At 72.6% G+C, this 25,194-nt stretch carries 23 protein-coding genes; 13 read left to right on the top strand and 10 right to left on the bottom strand.

What is annotated here, in order from left to right:
* Positions 1 to 11: 11 nt before the first annotated feature.
* Entirely contained in the window at positions 12 to 650 is a 639-nt protein-coding gene (locus CW362_RS21300) for a hypothetical protein (protein WP_162684165.1), read from the bottom strand.
* 300 nt (positions 651 to 950) lie between these two features.
* Here CW362_RS21300 and CW362_RS21295 point away from each other — a divergent pair, with 300 nt between their 5' ends.
* From CW362_RS21295 to CW362_RS21285, 3 genes are all read left to right on the top strand, one after another.
* Entirely contained in the window at positions 951 to 2,141 is a 1,191-nt protein-coding gene (locus CW362_RS21295; RefSeq protein WP_240657953.1) for a hypothetical protein, read from the top strand.
* A gap of 119 nt (positions 2,142 to 2,260) precedes the next feature.
* Positions 2,261 to 2,680: a hypothetical protein gene (locus CW362_RS21290; RefSeq protein ID WP_103551109.1), complete on the top strand. Its 420-nt coding sequence runs from the start codon at positions 2,261 to 2,263 to the stop codon at positions 2,678 to 2,680.
* A gap of 148 nt (positions 2,681 to 2,828) precedes the next feature.
* Positions 2,829 to 3,410: an SMI1/KNR4 family protein gene (locus CW362_RS21285; RefSeq protein WP_103551108.1), complete on the top strand. Its 582-nt coding sequence runs from the start codon at positions 2,829 to 2,831 to the stop codon at positions 3,408 to 3,410.
* 22 nt (positions 3,411 to 3,432) lie between these two features.
* On the opposite strand, the gene CW362_RS21280 is transcribed toward CW362_RS21285, so the two are convergent.
* The gene (locus tag CW362_RS21280; RefSeq protein WP_276313686.1) at positions 3,433 to 4,536 is read right to left on the bottom strand and encodes an acyltransferase family protein; all 1,104 of its coding nucleotides are present in this window, start codon (positions 4,534 to 4,536) and stop codon (positions 3,433 to 3,435) included.
* A 655-nt stretch (positions 4,537 to 5,191) separates the two neighbouring features.
* Positions 5,192 to 6,337 (bottom strand): MFS transporter, encoded by a 1,146-nt coding sequence (locus tag CW362_RS21275; RefSeq protein ID WP_103551093.1) that lies wholly within the window; start codon positions 6,335 to 6,337, stop codon positions 5,192 to 5,194.
* Between the two features lie 512 nt (positions 6,338 to 6,849).
* Here CW362_RS21275 and CW362_RS21270 point away from each other — a divergent pair.
* Complete coding sequence (locus CW362_RS21270; protein WP_103551092.1) at positions 6,850 to 8,154, top strand: chloride channel protein; 1,305 nt, start codon at positions 6,850 to 6,852, stop codon at positions 8,152 to 8,154.
* On the opposite strand, the gene CW362_RS21265 is transcribed toward CW362_RS21270, so the two are convergent.
* Both CW362_RS21265 and CW362_RS21260 read right to left on the bottom strand, forming a co-directional pair.
* On the bottom strand, positions 8,105 to 9,922 hold the full coding sequence (locus CW362_RS21265; RefSeq protein ID WP_103551091.1) for a glycoside hydrolase family 15 protein: 1,818 nt from the start codon (positions 9,920 to 9,922) through the stop codon (positions 8,105 to 8,107). The two genes, CW362_RS21270 and CW362_RS21265, sit on opposite strands and share 50 nt — an antisense overlap.
* Positions 9,923 to 9,975: 53 nt before the next feature.
* Complete coding sequence (locus tag CW362_RS21260) at positions 9,976 to 11,394, bottom strand: DUF2252 domain-containing protein (protein ID WP_103551090.1); 1,419 nt, start codon at positions 11,392 to 11,394, stop codon at positions 9,976 to 9,978.
* A gap of 365 nt (positions 11,395 to 11,759) precedes the next feature.
* Here CW362_RS21260 and CW362_RS21255 point away from each other — a divergent pair, with 365 nt between their 5' ends.
* Positions 11,760 to 12,404: a GAP family protein gene (locus tag CW362_RS21255; RefSeq protein ID WP_103551107.1), complete on the top strand. Its 645-nt coding sequence runs from the start codon at positions 11,760 to 11,762 to the stop codon at positions 12,402 to 12,404.
* 128 nt (positions 12,405 to 12,532) lie between these two features.
* Positions 12,533 to 12,952, top strand: coding sequence for a DUF6325 family protein (locus tag CW362_RS21250; RefSeq protein WP_103551089.1), 420 nt, complete (start codon positions 12,533 to 12,535; stop codon positions 12,950 to 12,952).
* 282 nt (positions 12,953 to 13,234) lie between these two features.
* Here the strand turns inward: CW362_RS21250 and CW362_RS21245 are convergent, their stop codons facing one another.
* A complete protein-coding gene (locus CW362_RS21245) occupies positions 13,235 to 13,666 on the bottom strand; it encodes a DUF7144 family membrane protein (RefSeq protein WP_103551088.1) in 432 nt (143 codons plus the stop codon).
* 252 nt (positions 13,667 to 13,918) lie between these two features.
* Here CW362_RS21245 and CW362_RS21240 point away from each other — a divergent pair, with 252 nt between their 5' ends.
* The gene (locus tag CW362_RS21240) at positions 13,919 to 14,221 is read left to right on the top strand and encodes an SHOCT domain-containing protein (RefSeq protein WP_103551087.1); all 303 of its coding nucleotides are present in this window, start codon (positions 13,919 to 13,921) and stop codon (positions 14,219 to 14,221) included.
* 125 nt (positions 14,222 to 14,346) lie between these two features.
* Here CW362_RS21240 and CW362_RS21235 read toward each other — a convergent pair whose 3' ends face one another.
* A complete protein-coding gene (locus CW362_RS21235) occupies positions 14,347 to 14,850 on the bottom strand; it encodes an NUDIX domain-containing protein (RefSeq protein WP_103551086.1) in 504 nt (167 codons plus the stop codon).
* Positions 14,851 to 14,888: 38 nt separating this feature from the next.
* Entirely contained in the window at positions 14,889 to 15,956 is a 1,068-nt protein-coding gene (locus tag CW362_RS21230; RefSeq protein WP_103551085.1) for an ADP-ribosylglycohydrolase family protein, read from the bottom strand.
* Positions 15,957 to 16,124: 168 nt separating this feature from the next.
* Here CW362_RS21230 and CW362_RS21225 point away from each other — a divergent pair, with 168 nt between their 5' ends.
* Positions 16,125 to 17,276, top strand: a complete 1,152-nt coding sequence (locus CW362_RS21225; protein ID WP_206301010.1) for a glycerate kinase — start codon at positions 16,125 to 16,127, stop codon at positions 17,274 to 17,276.
* A 340-nt stretch (positions 17,277 to 17,616) separates the two neighbouring features.
* Here the strand turns inward: CW362_RS21225 and CW362_RS21220 are convergent, their stop codons facing one another.
* A complete protein-coding gene (locus CW362_RS21220; RefSeq protein WP_103551084.1) occupies positions 17,617 to 18,840 on the bottom strand; it encodes a PucR family transcriptional regulator in 1,224 nt (407 codons plus the stop codon).
* Positions 18,841 to 19,020: 180 nt separating this feature from the next.
* On the opposite strand from CW362_RS21220, the gene CW362_RS21215 reads away from it, so the two are divergent.
* The 5 genes from CW362_RS21215 to CW362_RS21195 all read left to right on the top strand — a co-directional run bounded on the left by CW362_RS21215 (position 19,021) and on the right by CW362_RS21195 (position 24,006).
* Positions 19,021 to 19,827 carry an ABC transporter ATP-binding protein gene (locus CW362_RS21215; RefSeq protein ID WP_103551083.1) on the top strand — a complete coding sequence of 269 codons (807 nt, stop codon included), beginning with the start codon at positions 19,021 to 19,023 and terminating at the stop codon, positions 19,825 to 19,827.
* Positions 19,828 to 19,912: 85 nt separating this feature from the next.
* Complete coding sequence (locus tag CW362_RS21210) at positions 19,913 to 20,710, top strand: ABC transporter ATP-binding protein (protein WP_376451568.1); 798 nt, start codon at positions 19,913 to 19,915, stop codon at positions 20,708 to 20,710.
* Positions 20,707 to 21,597: a branched-chain amino acid ABC transporter permease gene (locus tag CW362_RS21205; RefSeq protein WP_103551082.1), complete on the top strand. Its 891-nt coding sequence runs from the start codon at positions 20,707 to 20,709 to the stop codon at positions 21,595 to 21,597. The genes CW362_RS21210 and CW362_RS21205 overlap by 4 nt, the downstream gene beginning before the upstream one ends.
* Positions 21,590 to 22,747, top strand: coding sequence for a branched-chain amino acid ABC transporter permease (locus CW362_RS21200; protein ID WP_103551081.1), 1,158 nt, complete (start codon positions 21,590 to 21,592; stop codon positions 22,745 to 22,747). Before CW362_RS21205 ends, CW362_RS21200 begins: the two co-directional genes overlap by 8 nt.
* Complete coding sequence (locus tag CW362_RS21195; protein ID WP_103551080.1) at positions 22,744 to 24,006, top strand: ABC transporter substrate-binding protein; 1,263 nt, start codon at positions 22,744 to 22,746, stop codon at positions 24,004 to 24,006. Before CW362_RS21200 ends, CW362_RS21195 begins: the two co-directional genes overlap by 4 nt.
* 361 nt (positions 24,007 to 24,367) lie before the next feature.
* Here the strand turns inward: CW362_RS21195 and pssA are convergent, their stop codons facing one another.
* The gene (pssA, locus tag CW362_RS21190) at positions 24,368 to 25,186 is read right to left on the bottom strand and encodes a CDP-diacylglycerol--serine O-phosphatidyltransferase (protein ID WP_103551104.1); all 819 of its coding nucleotides are present in this window, start codon (positions 25,184 to 25,186) and stop codon (positions 24,368 to 24,370) included.
* Between the last annotated feature and the right edge of the window lie 8 nt (positions 25,187 to 25,194).

Genomic DNA, 25,194 nt, shown 5'->3' with positions numbered 1-25,194 from the left:
GGGCGGAAGCCCTACGCCCCTCCGGCGAACGGATTGCCGTGCCCGGGGAGCTGCCCGGGCCGAGGGACGTACCGCAGCCGCCCGCTCTGGTCGGTCACCGGCGTGAGGCCGGCGGCCTGTAGCCGGGCGACGTACTTGGCCCTGTAGCGCCGGTTGACGGCGAGCCCGACGGGCACGAGGGCCAGCAGTACTGCCCAGACGGTGCCGGTGACGACCAAGGAGGTGGTGTCCGCACCGAGTTGGAGGCCGAGGCACAGGGCCAACGTGCTGGAGCCGACACCCATGATGACCGTCAGCTGCTTCTCGGTGTACCTGGTGGCGAGATCGAACGCGATGCGCGCCTTGAGGAGCTCGACCTCGTCGGGCACGAGTGCCGGCAGCGCGCCCCCGTCGCTCGCGTTCGGATACTGCGCCCGGTTCTGCTCGGCACGCGCCCGGGCCTGCGGGCTGGGGTCGGGCACGATGAGCATCACGAACCCGTTGCCCTGTGGCCCGCCGTCCTGATGCACGTCCGCGTACTCGTACCCGAACTGCTGGGCGATGAAGGCGAGTCGGGCGAGTTTCCGCATGGACGCCATGGCGCTGGTGACCTGAACGGGCTCCCCGCTCGCCATCTGCCGCAGCATCTTTCGCACATGCCGGTTACTCACCGATCGCCTCCTCGCGCACGATCGGACAGTCTTTCATATCGGCATGCTCATGCCATAAGCGGGCCGGGCCGCGGCGAACGGCGAGAGCGCGCGAACGGGGGCGGACTCCCGGGGATCGGCCTCGCGTCGCATCCCGGCGGTGGCCGCGACCCGGTGACGGTCGTTTCGTGCGAGCTCAGGTCGAGCGACCGGGGATCGAATGTCGCCCGCGCGCCCCTAGGATGGCCGGGCCGCACCGGCAACCGATCTCTTCCGTGGCGCGGTTGATCTCTTCCATGGCGCGGTTCGAGGAGGACGTCGATGACCGACCACGCGGCCACGGCCGCCACCGGCCGGGTGCCGGCGGACCCGGAGCGGCTGGCGCTGGAGTTCTGCCACGGCGGCCGGCTGCTGGACCCGACACTGGCAGGTGTTCAGATCTGGCAGGTGCGCATCACCGCCGACGGGGAGCCGGTGGGCAGCCTGCGGGCCGCCCGGTGCCTGTGGTGGGAGGCCGTCGACCTGCGCGAGCGACTGACCGACGAGGGATCCTTCCTCGCCGAAGTGGCGCGGCAACTGCTGGATCCGGACGGGGCGTTCATCCAGGACTTCGACGAGATGGTCAAAAGGCCCGATTACATGCTGGTTCTCGACCGGTGTGAAATGGTGCCGCCTTGGGACGACGCCCTGACGGTGGCCGGGGTGGTCGCCGCCGCCGTCGGTCGGCTGACCGACGGATCCTTCGCCGTGGTCTTCCCCCGCTCCGGTGCGCCCGGCAGCGTCGGCGCGCAACTGCTGGAGCAGGCGGGAACGTTGCTGGCCGCCGTCGAGTTCACCGGCGAGCTGCTGGTCCTGGACACCTCGACGGGCGCCCTCGCGGATGCCGCCGTCCGTGTGCGGGACCGTCTGATCGACCGGGTCCGGCACGGGGGCGTCGACCGCGACGACCTGGACGAGAAGGACTGGCTCGAGAACCAGGAGTACCGGGCCCTCACCCCGCGGACGGCGGCCCTGCTCCGCCTGGCCGTGGAGCAGTTGTCGCAGGAGGCGTGGCAGGAGGTCGCCGCGCTGGGTGACGAAGCGCTGCCGCGTGGCGCGGGCGGTCTCTTCGGTTCCCTTCCGCCGGTGACGCTGCGTCAGGACGGCGCATGGCGGCGGCAGATGGCGCGCGCTTTCGACGACCTGGCCGCCGACCTCGCCGACGGCCGGGCGCTGCTGTTGTGCAAGGGTGAGGAGATGGCCCTGCACCTGGGCATCCGCAGGGCCCAGAACATTCATCGCAACCGGCCCCGGCTGCTCGCCCGGGCCGTGGAGGGACTGCCGGCCGCGGCCCGCGACTTCGACTGGTACGCGTGTTCCGACCTGTTGTTCGAGGACCATGACGTCCTGTCGTTGTTCGACGACGACGTCGACCGCGCTCCGGACGTGGCCGACAGGGCGCTGCCGGACTGGTTCAGCCCGTTCGACGACGACCGCGCCCGCGCCCCTGACCGGGGCTTCCGACACCCCTGACCCGCGTGCCTCGTCGGCGCCGGAGCCCGACCGAACCGGACCGAGGGGCGAATCCGACGGAGACCGACATGGCGTGACCCGGAACGATCCGTGACCGCCCCGACCGAGAAGGCATGGCCATGGACGAGGACGAGAGCCTGGAACGCTACGGCCTGCACCCCGCCGGGGCGGACCTCGACGAAGTACGAGACCTGCTCACCGCGGAAACCCGGCTGGAGAGGCGTGCCCAGGGAGACGGCGACACGGAGCTGATGAAACTGTGCTGCGTACAGTTGTTCAACGCCGCGGTCCTCGACGACGTGCTGCTCATCTGGCGGGCCAAGTCGGCCGGCATGGATGCCGACTCCTCGATCGACATCCAGTTGCTGTGCGGAAGCGGACTGGGCAGGACCAAGGCGTACCTCTCGGGCCTGCGCCTTCCCGAAGCCGAAGCGGCACTGAGACGATTGCTCCGCTGCGAAGCGGCTCGCGACTTCGAGGATTTCTCCGTCGCGGGGTACTCGGCCCGGTACGCCGCCTACTACGCACCTGATGCCTGACTCCGGTCGCGGGCGACGGCGGTCCGGCGATCGCCTTCGTGCGAGCCCATGCGCGAGGGCCGTCAGAAGGCCTGTGAACACGGTTTGACGCGGGTCCCCGGCACGCATGCCGGAAACGGGTCCGCGCGGGTGACGAGCCGTGCTCGACATGATCGGTCCGCCCGAGAACCGCTACGCCGATCCGGCCGCCTGGGCCCGCCTGGAGGCCGAACTCGGCACGGAACTCCCCGCGGACTACAAGACCGTCGTCGACGCGTACGCGCCGGTCCAGATCAACGGGCACCTGCACCTGTCGCATCCGGCCACCTCTCGGTGGAACCTCTCGGAAGAGATACGCGACACCTCCCGGGCGTGGTCCCAGACCCGGTGGGAACGGGACTGGACGAACGATCCCGGATCCGACCCCCGTCAGATCTGCGGGCTGCGGGACCTCGCCTTCGGCACCCCGCAGGGCCTGATCCCGCTGGCTTCCACGGACCGGGGAGACGTCGTCTTCCTGGCGCCCCAGGTCCACGGCTTCCCCGGCGGTATCTGCGTCGCGTGCGGGGACGGGGACTGGGCCGGCTATCCGATGCCGTTCGCCGAATGGCTCTACCGGTTCCTGATCGGAGAGGACATGGCGGGATACAAGAGCGCGGCCTTCTACCCCGGCCCCGTGATGCTGGAGTCCATGCCCATGACATTCGACGAGCCCGTACGCGTCAGTTACGGCCCGGAACGCGGCATGTAGACCGGGCCCGCCAAACAAGACGTCATCGAGGCTCTCGCGTGGCCGTACCGGCCCAGTGGGAACGGACCTGCGCGATCAAGGATTTCCAGGATCTGCTTCGTTTGAAGGGCATCTCGAAGACCTGGGAGAACAGCCACGCCCCGATCACCGAGATCGGCAGGGCCACGACGAGCGTGAACCAGAACGTGGGCAGACCGGGCGATACGAAATGCGGGGCCACTCGACGAATGACGGCCATGACGATCGGCAGATGGATCAGGTAGAGGCTGTACGAGAAGTTGCCGAGACTTCGGACAGGTCGCGTGGTCAGGAGTCGGGCCACGATGACAGGTCTACCGGTGGAGATCGCGGCGAGCAGCATCGCCATGGCCGGGGCGACCGCGAGGTCCACCCAGAAATAGTGCTCCACCGTCCAGACGGTTCCCTGGACGGCGCCGAGAACCAGGACGGGCGCGGCGGCCAGTGCGGCGAGCCATCCCCAGGGCAGGCGTCGAATCCTGTCGGGCGCGACCACGACGCCTGCGCCTATCACGCCCGCGACGAATGCGGGGGCCAGATGCGGAGCGAGCCAGTTGTCGCCCTCCACGGGATTCGCGCCGGCCGCCGACAGTCCGTAGAAAATCACCGGAAGGGCCACCAGCGCGCCCAGGGCCGCCGCGCCCCATCTGCGCCGGACGAACAGGAGAAGGGGAAAGAGGAGATAGAGCTCGCTCTCCACTCCGATCGACCAGAACGCGCCGTTCGGTGTCGGTGCGGTGAGCACGTCCTGGGTGACGGTGCCGTACACCAGGATCGACGCGGCGGTGGGCGGTCCGTAGTGCGAAGCCGGTACCACGAACCAGGAAACGACCAGGCTCATGGCCAGCGCCGCCCAGTACGGCGGCAGGATGCGCCAGGCGCGTCGCCTCAGGAACCGGGCGACTCCGTCGGACCGCCACCCGTGACGTGCCGGGGCGATCGCCAGGGAGAAGCCGGACAGCACCAGGAAGAAGACGACGGCCAGCCGCCCGAACATCAGGATGTCGAGCCACCCGGGCGCCGAACTGTCGGGATACCCCGGGAAGGTGTACAGCCAGCAGTGGAACAGGACGACGTACGACGCGGCCAAACCGCGAAGACCGTCCAGACCCGGTACTTCCCGACGGATGCGTACGCCGCTTCCGCTCTCTTCTCGTCTCGTCGGAGCGGCTGAGCCGAGAGTGCTGCTGTCCGGACGGCTCGAATCAACGGAAATCGTTCAACCCCTTCTCCGGGCACCGTGTGTGCCGGCCGATGCCGACGCCTCGACGGTCGCCGCACGATACAACCCATGGCAGGTGCATGCCCGCAATCCGTTTCCCCGGCGGGACGCCGAGTGGCACGGTGCCGCACGCGGCGACTGGTACGCACCGTCCGGCCGAACGGTTCAACGGGCAGCCGACACGGCCCTCGTCCCGTCCGGATCGTCCCGCGCCGTGTGCCGCGAAGGCCCGGCCGTCGGTGTCGGTGCCGTGCGGTACCACCGACCGTACGACGCGCGCACGCCGGGCCGCGAGCCGAAGCGGCCGATGAGCGCGGAAGTGAGGCCGCGGACCGGTGGACCACGGATTTCGTCGAACGATCGAACGCGGGGCGGCCCACCGACCACGAGCCCCCGCCGGCTGACCGTGGAAGTGCCCCTCGGCCGGCGGAGCCGTCCATCCGGTCCGGGGTGACCGCGGTCCGGAGCGGTGCCCGGCAGACCCCCGACGGCGCTCCTCCCCGCGTCGGCGCCGTCGCGCTCCCGCGCGGCGCGTGCTCCGTCAGCGGGAGCCGGGTTCCCTCGCCGCCCGGCGTACGAGAGCCGTCACCGGTGCGATGGCCAGGAGCACGGCCAGTGTCGCGTAGCCGTGGTCGAGGGTGGTGAGCGCGGCGACCGTGGCGACGAGCAACGGGCCGCCCGCGTCGCCGAGTTCGCGGCCGAGTTCGGCCGTGCCCATGGTCTGGCCGAGCCGTTCGGCCGGGGTCGAGACGGCCAGGGCGGCGAAGCCGAGCGGGGTGATCAGGCCGGTTCCGACGCCGATCAGCGCCGCGCCGGACAGCACCCCCGAAACGCCCGGCAGGGTCGCGCAGCCCAGACCGGCGGCGGTGAGCAGCAGCCCCGCCAGGATGCCGCCGCGCGCGGTGAGACGCCCGGCGTCCAGGGCGCGTCCGGCCCGGGGCTGGACGACGGCCGCGCAGGCGGCGAGCACGGACACGGCCGCACCCGTGGCGACCGTGTCCAGGCCGGCCGCCCGGCCGGAGACGGGCAGGAAACCCACGCCGACGGACAGGGCGGCGGTCGCCGCGGCCAGCGCCGCGGTCGGACGGAGGAAGTCCGGACGGGCCAGCCGCCGGGCCAGGTCCAGCACCGTCTGCCGGGCCTTCGGCAGCGGCGGCACCACGGGGACGGCGAGCGCCGCCCAGGCGGCGACGGCCGCGCCGGTCACCGCGAGGACCGTGAACAGCAGTCGCAGCCCGCCGGTCCACACGAGCGCTCCGCCGAGCAGCGGGCCGAGGGTGTAGCCGACGGACTTGTAGAAGCCGTAACCGCCGAAGGCCCTGCCGTGCTTCGCCGCCGGGTTGAGCCGGGCGACCAGCGCGGAGGCGGAGGGCGAGAAGGCGGACGCGGCGGCGCCCTGACCGAGGCGCGCCGCCCACAGCAGGCCGGGACTGTCCGCCAGCGCGTACACGGCGGAGGCGGCGGCGAACGCGACGAGCCCGCCGAGCAGGACCGGGCGGGCCCCGACACGGTCCGCGAGCGTGCCGAAGACCGGCTTGAGCAGCACCTCGGCGCCGTCGTACAGGGCGAGCAGCCCGCCGAGCACCAGCAGCGAGGTGACCGCACCGCCGCCGTGGCCGCCGAGGTTCGCGGCGATGCCGTGGGCGCCGAAGGCGGTGGTGAATCCGGCCGCGTACAGCGGCCACATCTGCCGGGCCGGGGCCGCCGGAGCGACAGGGGCTTCGGGAGCTTCGGGGCTGCCCGGGGAGCCGGGGGGCCCGGTCACCGGACCGGCTTCCGCGGCACGGACGGAGCGCGGAAGAACCGCTTTCCGCCGTCGGGGGCGGTCGCGTGCCGTCCGAGGCGTTCGCCGGTCATGGAGCGAGGCTACGTGGGGCGAGGGCCTGCCGGGCCGGAACGCCCGCGTCGGGTCACGAGCGCGCGGGGCACGTCCACCCGGAGGGTTTTCGGGGCTCGGCGCGCGGGCCGCCCGGATGCGGAGGGCCTCGTGGGTACGCTCGCGCTCCGACGGCAGAATCCCCCGGCGGCCCGACGGCGGCCGCACGGCGGCTCCACGGCAGCATCCCTCCGAGCGGACGTAGGAGAAGACCCATCGCCGAGCCGAAGTCCGAGAAGGCCGGGCCCGCTCCGGGTGACCGGTCCGCCGGGGCGGAGTCCCCGCCGGGAAACCAGCCCACGGAGGCCGAGCAGCTGCGGAACATGCTGATGCAGCCCGCGTACCGCAAGGCACTGGTGTTCTGCGCCGTGATCGGTGTCCCGGTCTCGCTGGCCGCGTTCTGGTTCCTGGTGCTCCTGCACGAGCTGGAACATCTGCTGTGGGAGCAGTGGCCGAAGGATCTCGGATGGTCGGATCCGCCGTGGTGGTGGCCGCTTCCCCCGATGCTCCTGGCGGGCGTGCTGGTGGGCCTGATCGTGCGGTGGCTTCCGGGCCGGGGCGGACACATCCCGGCCTCGGGGCTGCACGCCGGCGGGGTGGCGACGTCCGCGCTGCCCGGCATCGTGCTCGCCGCGCTGGCCAGCCTGCCGCTGGGAGCCGTGCTCGGCCCCGAGTCACCGCTGATCGCCCTCGGCGGAGGCCTGGCCCTGCTGCTCCGGGATCTCCTACGGGCCCCCGCGACCCCCCAGGGCACGGCGCTCCTCGGTGCCGCGGGCGCCGCCGCGGCCATCTCGGCGATCTTCGGCAGCCCCCTGGTCGCGGCCGTGCTGCTGATGGAGGTCGCCGGTGTCGGCGGACCCCAGCTCTTCGCGGTGATGCTGCCCGCGCTGCTCGCCAGCGGGGTCGGCGCCATCGTGTTCACCGGCTTCGACGACTGGACCGGACTACAGACCGGCAGCCTCAGGATCGGACTGCCCGCGCCCTCCACCCTCGACACCGGGGACGTGGTCTGGTCGGTGCTGATGGCGGTCGTGATCGGGTTCGGTGTCCACTGGGTGATCGTGGGCGGCCGGTACGCGGCCCGCGCCGTGTCCGCGCACATCCTGCGGACCACGGTGCTGTGCGGGCTCGGAGCGGGCTGCTGCGCGGCGCTCTACGCGGTCCTCACCGACCGTTCGCCGGCCGAGGTGGCCCTGTCCGGCCAGACCACCCTCGCCCAGCTCGCCGCCCACCCGCACGCCTGGTCGGTCGGCAGCCTGGTGGCCGTCCTGGTGCTCAAGTCCATCGCGTACGCGCTGTGCCTGGGCAGCCTCAGGGGCGGCCCGGTGTTCCCCTCGCTGTTCCTCGGCGGCGCGATGGGCGCCCTGCTGGCACCGCTCCCGGGGTTCGGTGTCGTACCGGCCATGGCGGCCGGCATGGCCGCGGCGTCCGCCGCCGCGCTCAGGCTGCCGGTCAGCTGCGTCGTGCTGGTCGTCCTCCTGGTGGGCAACTCGGGAACGGTGCCGGTGATCGTGCTCGCCGCCGTGGTGTCCTTCGTGACCGTGGAACTGCTTCCGCAGGGCCCGGACATCCCGCCGTTCAGGGCCGCAGCCGGTCGAGCGCCTCGTCCAGCGTCGTCGCGGCCATGATGAGGGAGAGATGGGTGAACGCCTGCGGGAAGTTGCCCAGTTGCTCGCCGCTCGGGCCTATCTCCTCGGCGAACAGGCCGACGTGGTTGGCGTACGTCTGCATCTTCTCGAAGGTGTAGCGGGCCTGGGGGAGCCGTCCCGCCCGCGCGAGCGCGTCGACGTACAGGAACGTGCAGAGGCTGAACGTCCCCTCGGAGCCGCGCAGCCCGTCCGGGGACGCCTCGGGGTCGTAGCGGTAGACGAGGCTGTCGGAGACGAGGACGCGCTCCATGGCGTCCAGGGTGCTCAGCCAGCCGGGGCTCCGTGCGGAGACGAAGCCGACGCGGGGCGCCAGCAGCAGGGAGGCGTCCAGGACCTCGCTGTCGTAGTGCTGGACGATCGCCCGCTGCTTCTCGTTCCAGCCGCGCTCCATCACCTGTTCGAGGATCGCGTCCCGGGCCCTCGTCCAGCGGACGGTGTCGGCCGGTCTGCTGTACTCCTGGGCCAGTTTCAGACCCCGGTCGAAGGCGGCCCAGCACATCACCCGGCTGTAGGTGAAGTCCTTGCGCCCGCCCCGGGTCTCCCAGATGCCCTCGTCGGGGCGGTCCCATGAGTCCGCGAGCCAGTCCAGGATGCCGGCCAGCGCCTTCCAGCCCTGGTAGCTGCCCTGTTCTCGCACCGCGCGGCTCTCGGCCAGCGCGTAGAGGGCCTCGCCGTAGATGTCGAGCTGCAACTGGCCGGCGGCTCCGTTGCCGGCGCGCACCGGGTACGAGCCCCGGTAGCCCTCGAAGTGCGCCAGGACCTCCTCCGTCAGGTGCGGGTCGCCGTCGACCCGGTACATGATCTGGAGCGGTTCGTCGTCCGGCCCTTCGCGCTCGCGCAGCCGGTCGCCCAGCCAGTGGGTGAAATGGGTCGCCTCCTCCACGAAGCCGAGGTCGAGCAGCGCCCGCACCGACAGCGAGCCGTCGCGCACCCACGTGTACCGGTAGTCCCAGTTGCGCTCGCCGCCGATCTGCTCGGGCAGCCCCATGGTGGCGGCGGCGACCGGCGCCCCGGTCGGGGCGTAGGTCAGGAGCTTGAGGGTGATCGCGGAGCGGTGCACCATCTCCGTCCAGCGGCCGCGGTAGTTCGAGGTCCGGACCCACTTCTGCCAGAAGTCGACGTTGTTCCACAATGCCCCGGTGAGTCCGTCGACCGTGGGGGGCGGCGGGGCCTCGCCGTCCGGCCCGCACATCGTGAACACGACGGCCGCCGTCTCGCCGTTCCGGAGGGTGATGCCGCCCCGGACGTCCTGGCCGTCGCGTTCGAGCGGGATGTTGCCCTGGAGGTGGGCGACGGCCCCGGGGGACCGGAACACGGCTCCGCCGGGGACCAGTTCGAGTTCGTGGGCCGCCCGCGCGTAGTCGAACCGCGGCCGGCACTCCAGACCGAAGTGCACGGTGCCGCGCACCGTGCGGACGACGCGCACCAGACTGTGCCGGTCGCTCGGCGTCGGGCCCGTGAGGACCGGCATGAAGTCGATGGTCTCGCCCACGCCGTCCGGCGACATGAAGCGGGTCACCACGACCGCCGTGTCCGGGTAGTAGAGCTGTCTCCAGGTCCCCTCGGGGTGATCGGGCGCGAGGCGGAAGCAGCCGCCGCCGTCGTGGTCCAGCAGCGAGGCGAAGACGCTGGGGGAGTCGAAGCGGGGTGCCGCGAACCAGTCGACCACGCCCTGGGACGACACCAGGGCGGCGGTCTGTAGGTCCCCGACCAGGCCGTGGTCGGCGATGGGGGGATAACGGTCCATGCGGGCCTCCTTGCCGGACGTTTCTGTCGGGCGGCCTCCGCCGACGGCTTCTGTCAGGCGGCCTCGGCCTTGACGCGGCCCGAGCGGACGGCGTCGACGAGGGCCTGGTGGTCCTTCTCGTTCTGGTCCGCGTACGCCTCGGCGAACGGGACGAGCGCCCGGTCGAAGACGTCGCCCCCGCCCAGGTAGGAGGCGATGGCGATCCGGTCGCCCGACCTCGCGTGCGCGCGGGCCAGCGTGGCACCGCACAGCTCGCCGAAGGCCCGCATGGCCGCCGGTACCATCAGCTCGGGCTCGGCTATGCCCTTCCAGTCCCGCAACTGCCTCACGTAGAAGTCCCGTCGACGGCCGTCGATGCCCTCGGCCCGCTCCCAGCCCAGGAAGATGTCGCTGGTGGCCTGCATGAGCCGCTGGCCGGCGACCACACGCTCGCCCTGCGTCCGGTACTCGCTCGTGCCGACGTAGGGCGCCAGCACCGACTCGTCCGCCTCCTTGGCCTGCAGGAGCAGCGGATCCGAGTCGTCCCGGCCGAGCATGAGGATGATCCAGCAGCGGGTGCCCACGCTGCCGACCCCGACCACCTTGCGGGCCACGTCGGCGAACCGGTACTGGCCCAGCAGGAACCGTCGGTCCGTGCTCAGGCTCCGGCCGTAGCTCCCGATCAGCTTGCGGAGCTGCTTCTCCAGAGCCCCGCGTTCCATGTCGGGAAGCAGGTCCTGCAGCGGGACGACGAGCGGGGGATCGGCGGCGATCAGAGCCTTGCCGTCGACCACGTGCGTGAGCTTGTTGAACGCCTGGAGGCTGTCGCGGCTGCGCGCCTTGGCGGTCGTCTTCTTCCAGCGGTCACGCCCCCGCGAGCCCAGCTCCCCGACGATGTGGGTCCGTACCCAGTCCTCGTCGAAATGCGTGTACCAGACGGGGAGGTTCCCGAGGCCGGCGAAGCGCCGCATCCACTCGCGGTACGACCGGACCGTCGTACGGACGATGTCGGCGCGCTCCTTGCCGCTGTAGCCGTTCGCCCGGGCCGCGATGACGAGGCTGGCGGACAGCCGCTTGACGTCCCACTCCCAGGGGCCGGGCAGCGTCTCGTCGAAGTCGTTGATGTCGAACATCATGCGGCGCTCCGGGGAGGCCAGCAGCCGGAAGTTCAACAGGTGCGCGTCACCGCACAGTTGCGCCCTGATGCCGGACCGGGGCGTGCCGGCGAGGTCCGCGGCCATGATGGCGGCGGCCCCGCGGTAGAAGCGGAACGGCGACTCGGTCATCCGGCCGTAGCGGATCGGCACGAGTTCGGGCACCCGGGTCGCGGACTGCGCCTCCACGATGTCCACCGGGTCGGGACGCTTCGGCGCGGGGGTGAAGTCGGCGTGGCTGGAGCGCGGCACGGCGGAGCGGGCGGCCTTGCCGAGCGCGGCGCGCTCCGCCGGGGTGTGGTGCGGTGGAAGGCTGCCGGCCGGGTGCTTGGGGGTCATTGCGGACGCTCCGCGATGTGGTCGCAGGCGCGCGGGGCGCCGGCGAGGGCGGTCGGCGGGGGAATCACCGCGCCGAGGCTCGGGAGGGGAGCTCCTGTCGGGGACGTGCCGGTGGCCGGTGGGACGCGGTCGGCCGTGCGGGGCTCGCCGGCGACCTGCGGTCGGTCGGGGCGCACCGGTCGTGGCGGGAGGGGCCGGGCCCGGACACCAAGGTAGCCCCGGGTCATATGTCCGGCGAGTCGGGCCGAACGGGCTCCGGCACCCGGGGCGGAGCACCGGATTTGTGGGCGCCTGCGGCAAAGGTGACGATGATGGCATGCGCGACACCGCGGCTCCGGGCCGCGCGGGACCACGCGGGGGCGACGATGGTCCTTGACCTGCTCCTCATCGCTCTGGCGATCGCCCTCGACCCGCTGCCGGTCACCGGATTCGTGCTGGTGCTCTCCTCGGACAAGGGGATCTGGAAGGGCCTCGCCTTCATCCTGACCTGGCTGGCCTCCTTCGTCGCCATCATCGCCGCCGTGCTGCTCATGACCGGCGGTGAGCCGCCGCCGCCGAAATCCACGCCCTCCACGGCCGCGCTGGCCGGCAAACTCGCCATCGGCGTCGGACTCGTCCTGTACGCGGAACGCAGACGGCGCAACCTCGACAAGCAGCCGAAGTCCTCCGGCTTCATGTCCCGGATCGAGCGGATCTCCCCCTGGACGGCGGCCGGGCTGGCGCTGCTGCTCCAGCCGTGGGGGATGATCGCGGCCGGCGCCTCCACCGTCGTGGACGCGAACCTCGACCACGCCGCGTCGTACGCGGCCCTGATGGGCTACGTCCTGCTGGCCAGTTCCAGCATCCTGGCGATGGAGCTCTACGCGACGTTCGCCCCGCGTACGGCGCACATCCGGCTGGGGAAGTTGCGCGCGTGGCTGGAGCGGCACCAGGACCAGGCACTGGTGTCGCTGTTCCTGTTCCTGGGGCTGTGGCTGGTGGGCAAGAGCATCTACCAGCTCACCGCGTGAACCACCCGGACCGTCCGAGTACCGAAATGCGGCGGCTTCCGTCCGGTGCTGCAATGACATTGACCTGGGGCAGGGCAAAACCATGACCACGCAGGGGTGAAGCCGTGAGCGAAGATGAATTCGTCGAGATGGGGCCGATCGACTATATCGTCGTGGAGTTTCCCGGTAACCGAATGACGGGGGAGGGGCTGCCGATCCTGGTCGATCTGGTGGACCGCGGCCTCATTCGGATTCTCGACCTCTTGTTCGTGAGGAAGGGCGAGGACGGATCCGTGGCCGGCATGGAGATCGCCGATTTCGACGGGGACGGCGCCCTCGACCTCGCCGTGTTCGAGGGCGCGTCCTCCGGTCTGCTGGGTGAGGACGACATCGAGGAGGCCGGGAAGGCGCTCGAACCCGGAAACTCCGCCGGAATCCTGGTCTACGAGAACGTGTGGGCGGCGCCCTTCGCCGCCGCGCTGCGACGTGGCGGCGCACAGCTGGTCGCCTCCGGGCGCATCCCGGTGCCGGCCGTGCTGGCCGCACTCGAGGAGACGGACGCCGCATAGCCGGCACGGGGCCGGACGCTCCCCGCGGCGGCCCGGCCACGACAGGGGCCGCGCTCCCGGACCCGCCGCCCGGCGGAGATCCGGGGGTGCGGCCCCCGTCGTGGACCCGCGCGGATCCCGCGCCGGACCGGCGCTCGGGGGCTTCCCCGAAGGTCGGCGCCCGGGCGGCGGGGCCCGGGGGCGCTCGGACGGGAGACGGAAACCGTCGGAGACGCGCGGCGGCCCCGCACGTCGGTGCGGGGCCGCCACCGGTCGGAGACCTCGGGGAGGTCGCGCCCGGGGCTACGCGGTACGGGCGTCCCGGCCGGCTCCGACGCACAGCGCCCAGATGACGAAGGCGTCGATGGCGATCAGCACGCTGGCCCACACCGGGGAGTACGGCAGCCACATGAAGTTGGCGATCATGGCCAGCCCCGCCAGGGTGATGCCGACGATCCGGGCCCACAGCATGCCGCGGAACACGGCGATGCCGGCGAGGACCACCAGGACGCCGAGGGTGAGGTGGATCCACCCCCAGCTCGTGAGGTTGAAGGTGTAGACGTAGTTGCTGGTGGTGACGAACACGTCGTCCTGGGCGATGGCGGCGATGCCCTGGAATATCGCCATCGCACCTCCGAAGATCATCATGACTCCGGCGAAGGCGGTCCAGCCGGACACCCACGCGCCCGAACCGCCGGCGGATTCCTGCCGGTGGTGCATACCCGTCGTAGCCATTGCGAGCTCCTCCTGCGTAGACCTCGCCACCGGCCGTCGCCGGCCGGTGGCCACATTTCAGCTTGCCACGGGAATGACGGACCGGCAGATCGTCGGAAATCGTGCCCGGCGACGGCGGGACCGAGGTGCGGGGGAATCCGTTCGGTGCTCCAATGGATCTGCCCGGTGCGCCGGGAGGAATTCGGCGCGCACAAGGGACCGCATCCCTTTCGGGCTCGTTCCGTACGTTCTCGTGCCGGAAAGGAAATCACCGTGCCAGGTCTCCTCCGCGGGGTCGCCCGCACCGCCGTGGTGGCCGGTACGGCCACCGCCGTCTCGAACCGTGTGTCACGTCGTCAGCAGGGGCGATGGGCCCAGCAGGAAGCACAGCAGCAGTACCAGCAGCAGTACCAGCAACAGCAGTACCAGGAGCAGCAGCCCCCGCCTCCGCCCGCCGCCCCGGCCGACGAGATGACCAGCAAGATCGACCAGCTGAAGCAGCTGGGAGACCTCAAGGCCCAGGGCGTGCTCACCGAGGCCGAGTTCGAGGCGCAGAAGGCCCGGATCCTCGGCTGACCCCACAGGACCCCGTCGAGGACACCTGACGAGAACCTCGACGAGGACGCGCGCATGTCGCGAACACCGGCCTCGGCGGCCGGGGCCCGCCCCCGGCCGCCGAGGTGTGTGCGGCGGACTCCCGGTCAGTCCCGGGACCGGCCCACCCGGTGGCCGTTCTCCAGTTCCGCCGTGCCCGAGCCCTCCGCCAGGACGTCGAGCGCGGTGAGGACGCGGCGGCCCGTGGCCCCCGACAGATGGGAGACCACGTCCTCGCGCGGCACCAGCCGCCAGGACAGCAGCTCCTCCTCCTGCAGCCGGATCTCCTTGAGCTCCCGCTCGCCCAGCACGCCGCCGTCGTACAGATAGGCCACCAGCGGCGGCCGTCCCGGCCCGAGGACCCAGTCGACCGCCAGCAGCCGTCCGAGCTCCACGTCGAGCCCGATCTCCTCGGCCGTCTCGCGGCGCGCCCCCTGACGTGGGCTCTCGCCGGCGTCCGACTCCACGGTTCCGCCCGGAAGCGTCCAGCCCTCGCGGTAGTTCGGTTCGACGAGCAGCACCCGCCCCTCGGCGTCCCGGAAGAGTGCGGCGGCCCCGGCGAGGACACGGGGCAGACCGGCGATATATGCGGCATAGTCCGAAGTGCTCACCCCGGAAGGGTAACCAGGCCCGGCCCCGGACTCCCGGTTCAGACGTCGACCAGCGCGACCGTGCGGGACGCGAGCTCGCTGATCCGTACCCCGTCGAAGCCGAACACCGCGCTGCGGACGGTGTCCTCCAACGGGTCCTTCCACTGCGGGGGAATCGCCTCCGCCCCGCACAGGACGCCCGCGACGGACCCCGCGGTCGCGCCGTTCGAGTCGGTGTCCAGTCCGCCGCGGACCGTCAGCGTGATGGTGCGGGTGAAGTCGCCGTCGCCGTACAGCAGCCCGGCGGTCAGCACGGCCGCGTTCGGGACCGTGTGGATCCAGCCCATCCCCGCGGTCTCCTCGGACATGGTGGTGAGCGTGTCCTCCCAGCTCATCCGGGTCTCGTGGAGCGCGATCACCCGGCGCACGGCGCGGGCCAGCCGGCTGCTCGCGGGGATCACGTCGAGCGCCGTGTCCAGCGCGTCCCGGACGGACGGGGCGGTGAAGGCCGCGGAGATCAGCGCCGCCGCCCACATCGCGCCGTAGACGCCGTTGCCGGTGTGGGACAGGACGGCGTCACGGCGGGCCAGGGACGCCGCGCGCCACGGCAGCCCCGGGGACGTCCAGCCGTAGACGTCGGCGCGGATCAGCGCGCCGATCCACTCCTGGTACGGATTCTCGTACGTCGCCGTCACCGGCGGTTTCAGCCCCTTGGCGAGGTTGCGGTAGGCGGCGCGCTCCGCCGTGAACGTCTGGAGGTACGGCAGGCGCGCCAGCCACAGGTCACCGACCTGCTCGGTGCTGAACGAGAAGCCGTGCGTCTCCAGCAGGTCGAGTCCGAGGATCGCGTAGTCCACGTCGTCGTCGCGGCAGCTGCCGTGGATGCGGCCGCGCACGCAGTCGCGCCACTCGGGCCGCAGCTCGAACTCGCCCCCGGCGCCGTCGTCGGCGGGCCCGGGGAGGTAGTCGGTCAGCGGCAGGGCCGCGGCCTGCCGCAGATAGCGGTCGATCCGGTCCCGCGTCCAGTGGTCGCCCTGCTCGACCGGCTTGCCGAGCATGTTGCCCGCGATCCGGCCCAGCCAGCCCCCGAGGACGCGGTCGGCGATGTCGGTGCCCACAGGGGTCATGGCTCCGGTCTAGCCGATTCCGGGCGGGCGTGCTCGCCGGGGCGGGGCGCCACCCGGCCGGTCCCGGGGATTGGGCAGGGGCATGACGACGGGGGCGCGCTCCGGTTATGGTCGCAGCGGCGCGACTGCCTTGACGTGTGCAAGGCCCGGAAGCAAGGGGAATGCGAGATGGCGGACGCTGCTGTGGACCGGACCCCGCGCGTGCTCGTCGCGGCGGACAAGTTCAAGGGATCGCTGACGGCCGTGCAGGTCGCGGAGCGGGTGACGGCCGGACTGCGCCGCGCCGCGCCGCACGCCGAGGTCGAGTCGCTGCCCGTGGCCGACGGCGGCGACGGCACCGTCGACGCGGCGGTCGCGGCCGGGTTCGAGCGCCGCGAGGTGCGCGTCGCCGGTCCGCTGGGCCACGAGGTGACCGCCGCGTTCGCGCTGCGCGGGTCGACCGCGGTCGTGGAGATGGCCGAGGCGAGCGGGCTGCAACGGCTGCCCAAGGGGGTCTTCGCACCGCTCTCGTCCTCGACGTACGGCACCGGGGAACTGCTGCGCGCCGCGCTGGACGCCGGCGCCCGCACCGTCGTCTTCGGAGTGGGGGGCAGCGCGACGACGGACGGCGGGGCGGGCATGCTCTCCGCGCTCGGCGCGCGCTTCCTCGACGCGGAGGGCGAGCCGGTGGCCCCCGGCGGCGCCGCGCTGTGCGACGTGGAGAGCGCCGATCTGTCCGGCCTCGACGAGCGGCTCGCCGCCGTCGACCTCGTGCTCGCCAGCGACGTGGACAACCCGCTGACCGGCCCCCGGGGCGCGCCCGCCGTCTACGGCCCCCAGAAAGGAGCCGGTCCCGACGACGTGGCGGTGCTGGACACCGCCCTCGCCCACTTCGCCGGCGTCCTGGAGAAGGAGATCGGGCCGAAGGCCGCCGGGTACGCAGCCGCGCCCGGTGCCGGTGCCGCGGGCGGTGTCGGCTACGGAGCGCTGGTGCTCGGCGCCCGTTTCCGGCCCGGTATCGAGGTGATGCTCGAGGTGCTGGGCTTCGCGGCCGCACTGGAGCGCGCCACGCTGGTGATCACCGGTGAGGGGTCGCTGGACGAGCAGACCCTGCACGGCAAGGCGCCCGCCGGGGTCGCGGCGGCCGCCCGGGCCGGGGGCAAGGAGGTCGTCGCGGTCTGCGGCCGCCTCGCGCTCCCGCCCGAGGCGCTCGGCAGGGCCGGCATCCGGCGGGCGTACCCCCTCACCGAGGCCGAGCCCGACATCGCGAAGTGCCTCTCCGACGCCGGGCCGATCCTGGAGCGGGTGGCGGAGGACATCGGACGGGACTTCCTGGTCTGAGAGAGGGCCTCCGGCCGGGTGCGGGGGCCTCGGCCCGGGGGCCGAGGCCGACCGGCGTCCCCGCCGGGCTCAGGCCCCGGTGGTCCGATGGCTGGGGGCCGATGGCGTTCCGACCGGGCCCGGGGTCGACCGGTGTCCGCGCCGGGTACGCGTCCTGGTGGCCCAGGGGCCGGGGGCCGACGGCGTTTCGACCGGGTACGCGTCCTGGTGGTCCAGGGGCCGGGGGCCGGCGGCGTTCTCACCGGGCCTGCGGCCTGCCCGGCGGGCGTACGGCAGCCCGGTCCAGGTGCGCATGGCCCGGGCCGGCGGGCGCCCGGTCCGGGCCCAGGAGCCAGGGGCCTCATCGGCCCGGGCCCGTGGTGGTCGGGGCGCCCGCCAGCCGGTAGGCGTCCAGGGCCAGGGTCATCTCGATCAGGTCGCGGGGACGGGCCAGCGAGCGCGAGGTCAGCTGTTCCAGCCGGCGCAGCCGGTTGAAGACCGTGTTCCGGTGGCAGTACAGCCGCCCTGCCGCGCGCCCCGCCGAGCCCTCGCAGGCCAGCCACATGTCCAGCGTCTCGATCAGCACGGCCCGGTCGCCGGGCTCGAGTTCCAGCAGTGCCCCGAACACGTCCGACACCAGCCGGCCCGCCAGCTCCGGCTGGCTCACGACGAGCGCCGTCGGCATCCGCCGGTCGAGGCGTACGACCCCGGTCGCGTCCGGCGGACAGGTGCGCAGCGCCAGCTCGGCCCACCGCCGGGCCCGCCCCAGCTCGCCGAGCCCCGAGACCACGGGAGAGATGCCGCCCGGACCCGAACGCCGTCCGTCCAGCAGCCGGGCCACCTCGTCCAGGCCCTGCCCGGCGTCCAGCGCCACCACCGCGATCTCGCAGTCGGCCCGCATCCGCCAGATGAACCGCAGCCCCGCGCCCAGCACCGGCCGGACACAGCCGTCCCGTCCGTCGTGACGTTCCGTCCGCAGCACGACGACGGCGTACGGTCCGTGCTCGGGCAGATCGAGCCCGGCGGCCGCCCGCGCCGCGAGCCCCGGTGTCTCCTGGCCCTCCAGCAGGGCGTCGAGCAGGGCCTGTAGCTGTTCGTCGGTGCGCCGCCGCAGTTCGCGTTCCGTGGCGAGGTAGGACTCCGAGGCGGTCGCGGCCTGCGCGTCCACCGCCGACCACACCATCGTGGCGCACCGCATGAGCACCGCGAGCCGCTCGGGCTCGCGGCCCGCCGCACTCTCCATCAGCGCGTCCCACACCAGATAGCCCGCGGCACGGTAGGCGTGCACGAGGAGTTCGAGCGGCAGCCCCTGATGGGCCCGCCGCCGGCCCGCCTCCTCGGCGTGCTCCAGATCGCGGCGCGGTGAGTCCCGCGGCGCGGAGATCGCCTCGATGCCGATGCGCATCGCGGTCTCCGCCTCCCGCCACTGCTGGTCGTACGGCAGCACCTGCCCGTAGACGGGGGAGTACTCGGTGAGCTGCCCGACGTGCTCGTCGACGAGCTCGGGCAGCCGTTCCAGCAGAGCCGCACACGACTCCGCGAGCAGCTTCCAGTCATGACCGGTCCGCGGTCTGCGCCCTCCCATGGCCGGAGGATGCCACCGGTACCCGGGGGCGCACAGGCCCCTGACACGCGGTGTTGTGCGCGTGCACAACGGGCGGGCACCACCGGTGGGCTCCCGCCGCGTATCGGCCTCGGCCCGTGGACGGGGATGTCCGCCGGTGCTGAGGTGAGCGCCACACCGAGTGAGGACAAGGGAGATGCCATGGGCGGTTCCGCTCTGCTCGTGCGGGATCTGTCGGCCGGATACGGCCCCGTACGCGCACTGCGTCATGTGTCGCTGGAGGTGCCCGAGGGAACCGTGGTGACGGTCCTCGGCGGCAACGGCGCGGGCAAGTCGACGCTGCTGCGGGCGGTGTGCCGGACCCTCTCCTTCCACGGGGGAGCGGTCACCGGCGGCACGGTCACCCTGGGCGGGCGTCCGCTGGACCGGCTGCCGCCGGACCGGGTGGTGGCCGCCGGGGTGTCCCAGGTCCCGGAGGGGCGGAGGGTGTTCAGCCGGATGACGGTCGCGGACAACCTGCGCGCCGGAGCCCTCGGCGGCGCCGGCGGCCGCGTCGGCCGGGCGCGCGCCCTGCGGCGCGTGCACGAGCTGTTCCCGGTCCTCGCCGACCGCGCCGGGCAGCGGGCGGGGCTGCTGTCCGGCGGGGAGCAGCAGATGCTCGCGGTCGGCCGGGCGCTCATGGGCGCCCCCGAGGTGCTGCTGCTCGACGAACCCTCGCTCGGGCTCGCCCCGTTGATGGCCGCGCGGATCGCCGACACCGTGCGGGAGATCAACGAACAGGGCACCTCGGTCCTGCTCGTCGAACAGAACGCCGCCCTCGCCCTGCGCCTCGCGTCCAGGGCCTACGTCCTGGAGGTCGGCGAGGTCACCCTGTCCGGCCCCGCGGACGAACTCGCAGCCTCCGACGAGGTGCGCCGCCGCTATCTCGGCGTGGTCGACGAGGACGCCGCCTCCGACGGAGCGGCCACGCCGGACGGCCTTCCGTCCCTGTCCCGCTGGAAGGGGTGAACCCGCCGTGGAAGAACGCGACGACGCATCGGCCCGCACGACCGCCCGGGCGACCGCGCCGGCCCGTACCGCCGCCCGGACGACCGTGCCCTCCGGCATCCCGTCGCTCGACGTCCGGGACGTGACCGTCCGCTTCGCCGGGCTGACCGCGCTCGACGCGGTGAGCTTCACCGTGCGGCCGGGCACCGTGCACGCCCTCATCGGACCCAACGGCGCCGGGAAGTCGACCTGCTTCAACGTGCTGTCCGGTGTGTGCCGGCCCGCCGCCGGAAGCGTCCGCCTCGGCGAGCACGAGCTCACCGGCCTGCCGCCGCACAGGATCGCCGGGCTCGGAGTGGCCCGCATCTTCCAGAACCTCGCCCTGCCCCCGCACGCCAGCGTCGAGGACTGTCTGCTGCTCGGCCGGCACCGGCTGACCCGCGCCGGGTTCCTCGCCGCCGGGCTGCGGCTGCCCTCGGCGGCCCGCGAGGACCGGCGCCACCGTGAACGCGTCCGCGAGATCGCCGCGTTCGTGGGCCTGGAGCGGCAGCTCGACAAGCCCGCCGGTTCGCTCCCGTACGGGCAGCAGAAGCTCGCCGAGCTGGCCCGGGCCCTGTGCATGGAGCCCCGGGTCCTGCTCCTGGACGAACCCGTCGCCGGCATGACCGCCGACGAACGGCGCCGTACCGCCGCGGTCGTCGCGGGGGTCCGCGACAGCCTCGGCATCTCGATCGTGCTCGTGGAACACGACATGGGGGTGGTGATGCGGCTCGCGGACGCGGTGACCGTACTCGACTTCGGGCGCCGGATCGCTGACGGCGCCCCCACCGACGTACAGAACGATCCGGCGGTGGTACGCGCCTACCTGGGCGGACAGGCCGGCCCCGAGGAGACCGCTTCATGAGCACCTTCGCCGAACTCCTGCTCAACGGACTGTCGTTGGGCTCCGTCTACGCCCTCGTCGCGCTCGGCTTCGTCGTCATCTTCCGGGCCACCGAGGTCGTCAACTTCGCGCACGCCTCCCTGTTGCTGGCGGGCGGCTACGTCACCGCGACCCTCCACGACGACATCGGCTTCTGGCCCGCCCTGCTCGCCGGGATCGCGGGCGCCGCGCTGGTGGGGGCGGCCGTGGAGTTCCTGGTGATGCGCCGCTACCGGGGCTCCGACCAGAGCGTCCTCGCGATCGTCACCATCGGCGTCGACATCCTGCTCACCACCGAGCTGACGCGCCGCATCGGCACGGACGTCCTGACGCCGGGCGACCCCTGGGGCGACGCCGTCCTGACCGTGGGCCCCGTCTCCATCGCCCACACCCGGATCGCCGCCTTCGTCACCGCGTCCCTGCTGATCACGGTCTTCCTGCTGGCCTTCCGTTTCACGTCCTGGGGCGTCGCGATGCGCGCCGCGGCCGAGAGCCCGGAGACCGCCGCCCTGATGGGCGTCCGGCTCGGCCGGGTGTCGCTCGGGGCCTGGGCGGTCGCCGGCGGCCTCGCGGCCGTGGCCGCGCTGTTCCTGACCGTCTTCCCGACCCCCGGGCTGGAACGCGCCACCTCCCTCGCCGCGCTCAAGGCGTTCCCCGCGGCGATCCTCGGCGGCCTCGACTCGACGACCGGCGCGCTGGTCGGCGGACTCCTCGTCGGCGTCACCGAGTCCCTGGCCACCGGCTACCAGAGCGACCTCACCTTCCTCGGGCGCGGCCTCGGCGACCTCGCGCCCTACGTGGTCATGGTCGCGATCCTGCTCATCCGGCCCGCCGGGCTGTTCGGCACGAAGGAGCTCGCCCGTGTCTGAGGTCCTCACCCGCGACGAGACGGACAGCGCGTCCCGCCCCGCCCGCCGGCGCCCGCTCCGGCTGCCCGCGGCCCGGACCGCCACCGGTGCCGCCTGTGCCGTGCTCCTGCTCGCGCTGCCCTTCTACGTCGACCGCTTCTGGTTGCAGGCCGGACTGTTCGCGATGGCCGCCGCGATCGGCGCGATCGGCCTGAACCTGCTGACCGGCGCAACCGGGCAGCTCTCCATGGGGCACGCCTTCTTCCTCGCGGTCGGCGCGTACGGCTACTGCGTGTTCGCCGCCGACGGGGGCGACGGACCGGCCGGCCTGGGCCTGCCCGCCTGGCTCGCGGCCGTGCTCGCCGTGGCCGTCTCCGGGATCGCCGGGGGCCTGTTCAGCCCGATCGCGGGACGGCTGCGCGGCGCCTACCTCGGCATCGCCACACTCGCCCTGATCTTCATCGGACAGCACGTCCTGTTCAACGCCCGGGACCTGACGGGCGGCTTCAACGGCCGCGACGTGCCGCCGCTGAGCCTCTTCGGACTCACCTTCGACGACCGCGAGCTGGTGGTCGCGAACGTGCCGTTCGGCTCGGCCGAGAAGCTCTGGTACGTGGGTCTGCTGCTGCTCCTCGGCTGCGGGCTCTTCGCCCGCGGGGTGCTGCGCGGCCGGCCCGGCCGGGCGATGAACGCGATCCGCGACCACCGGATCGCGGCCGGGGTGATCGGCGTGCCCGTCGCCCGTTACCGCGCCGGCGTCTTCGTCCTGTCCTCGATGTACGCGGGGCTCGCCGGGGTGCTGCTCGCCCTGGTCTTCCAGCGCACGGTGCCCGACTACTTCGGGATCACGCTCTCGCTGGACTACCTCGCCATGATCGTCATCGGGGGGCTCGGCTCGGTCGCCGGGGCGGTGGCCGGGGCCGCGTTCGTCTCGCTGCTGCCCCAGCTGCTGACCCGCTACAGCGACGCCCTGCCCCTGGTCTCCGACCCGGGCACGGGCGGGATCGCGCCCGGCGAGGCGGCCCGGTACCTGTACGGCGCCGCCGTCGTGGCGGTGGTGCTCTTTCTTCCGGGCGGCCTGGTCAGGCTGGCCGCCCGGCTGCGCGTCAAGCCCCGTCCCGGGGTCCGCGTCACGCCCCGTCCCGGGGCCACCGAAGGGGAGGAACGATGAGAACGACACACACCGCGCGGCTGGCCGCCGGGGCGCTGGCCGCCCTGCTCGTCCTGGCCGGATGCAGTTCGAAGGCCAAGGACGACGGCGGCGACAAGGGGTCGGCGGGCGGGGTGAAGACCGGGGAGGGGATCTCCGGGAAGACGATCGGCCTCGGAGCGCTCACCGACATGAGCGGTGTCTACGCGACGCTCGGCAAGAGCGTCACCCAGGCCCAGCAGCTCTACGTGAAGCAGATCAACGCCGCGGGGGGCGTCTGCGGCTACAAGCTGGCGCTGACGGTCCGCGACCACGGGTACGACCCGCAGAAGGCCGTCTCCGGCTACACGGAGCTGGCGCCGAAGGTGCTGGGCTTCACCCAGTTCATCGGCTCACCGTTCGTCGCGGCCGTCAAACAGCGCATCGACGGCCAGGACAAGGGCCTGGTCCTGCCGCAGGCCTGGTCGGCCACCCTGCTGGGCAGCCCGTACATCCGGCCCATCGGCTCCACGTACGACATCGAGACGATCAACGCGATCGACTTCCTGATGAAGGAGAAGGGCCTGAAGAAGGGCGACAGCATCGGCCACGTGTACTTCGAGGGCGACTACGGCGAGAACGCCCTGACGGGCTCCCGGTACATGGCGAAGCAGGCGGGGCTCAAGGTCGTCGAGCAGAAGATCAAGCCGACGGACAACGACATGACCGGTCAGGTCGTCGCGCTGAAGAAGGCCGGGGTGAAGGCCGTGGTGATCAGCGCGGGTCCGCGGCAGGCGGCCTCGCTCGTCGGGGTCGCGGCGGCCGTCAAGTTCGGCGTGCCGGTGATCGGCAACAACTCGGCGTTCGCCCCGCAGCTCCTCGCCACCGCGGCGGCCCCGGCCCTACAGGCGAACTTCTACGTGGCCAGCCCCCTGCTGCCGATCGGCGCGGACACCCCGAAGGCGAAGAAGCTGGTCGCGGACTACAAGGCCGCCTATCCGAAGGACTCCCTGGACAACGGTGTGGTGGCCGGCTGGGTGGCCGCGTCGGCGTTCGGCGAGGCGCTGAAGAAGGCCTGCGCGGCCAAGGACCTCACCCGTGAGGGTGTCGACAAGGCCCTGCTGACCATCGGCGCGTTCGACACGGGGTTCGGCGTCTCCCAGAACTTCACCGACCCGAAGTCGGCCTCGTCGAGGGAGAGCGTCATCCTGCAGCCCGACAAGAACGCCGTGGGCGGGATGAAGGCAGTCCGCGAGGCCGAGGCCTCGTCCGTCGCCCAGGGATACACGCCCGGCGCCTGACACCGGCGCACGCCCAGCGCGTGCTCCCGTGCGCCCCGCGCGAGGGCGCACGGGCTGGGAAGGGCTCGCCCCGGGCCCGAGGAACTCCGCCGGCACGACGGGCCTCCGCCCGGTCCAGGGGTCTCCGCCCCGGGCCGGGCGGGCCGCTGTCCGGCCCTGAAGCTTCGGCCGGGCGGCAGATGCCACCGTCCGGCCGGGGCCTCCGTCCGAGCGCCAGGGGGCTCCGTCCCGGCGTGAGGGCCGTCGCCCGGCCCGAGGTCACCGTCCGGCCTCCGGGGACTTCGTCCGGACGTGGGGGACCGTGCACAGCACAAGGGCCCCGAACCGTGTGGTTCGGGGCCCTTCGGCGTCGTACGGGGTGTTACGGGAGCTGCGCGGCTCGCGCCTCACGGCGGTTGCCCCGGAAGTTGTTCACCCGGCGGGCCGTGGCGAACAGCGGGATCACCGCGCCCATCACCAGTTGCAGCGCGCAGCCGGTCTGGAGGAGCAGCTGGCCGCCCGGAGCGTCGAACGCCCACGCCGCCAGGAGACCCATCGACAGGACGATCCAGGAGAGCATCGCGACCGCGAGGCGGCCACGCGGCTTCGGGTACTCGACCCGGCTCACCATCAGCCAGGCGGTGCCCATGATCGCCATGAGCGTGGCGACGAAGGGCAGCTCCAGCAGGATGATGGAGACCACCGTCAGCGCGCCGAACGGGCTCGGCATGCCCTGGAACGTGCCGTCCTTCACCGTGACGCAGGAGAATCTCGCGAGCCTCAGCACCACGGCGAGGAGCACCACGATCGCTCCGACCGCCGCCACCTTCTGGTAGGCGTCGTCCGCGACCATGCCGTACACGAGCACGAAGTACGCCGGCGCGAGACCGAAGCTGATCAGGTCGGACAGGTTGTCCAGCTCGGCGCCCATCGGGGAGGAACGCAGCTTGCGGGCCACCAGGCCGTCGAACAGGTCGAAGACCGCGGCGCAGAGCATGAGGATCACGGCCGTCGCGGCGGAGTGACGGGCCATGCCCGACTCGTCGCTGCCCGTGAGGTGCGGGATCAGGATGCCGGTGGTGGTGAAGTACACCGCCATGAAGCCGCACGTGGCGTTGCCGAGCGTGAGCGTGTCCGCTATCGAGAGGCGGAGCGAGAGAGGCATCTCCTCCTCGTCGTCCATCTCATCGGCCTCCGGCACCCAGCCGG

Source organism: Streptomyces populi, assembly GCF_002911015.1.
GTDB classification, from domain to species: Bacteria; Actinomycetota; Actinomycetes; order Streptomycetales; family Streptomycetaceae; genus Streptomyces; species Streptomyces populi.
Note: the sequence above shows the minus strand (reverse complement) of the source record. Positions and strands in the feature narration are given on the sequence as shown.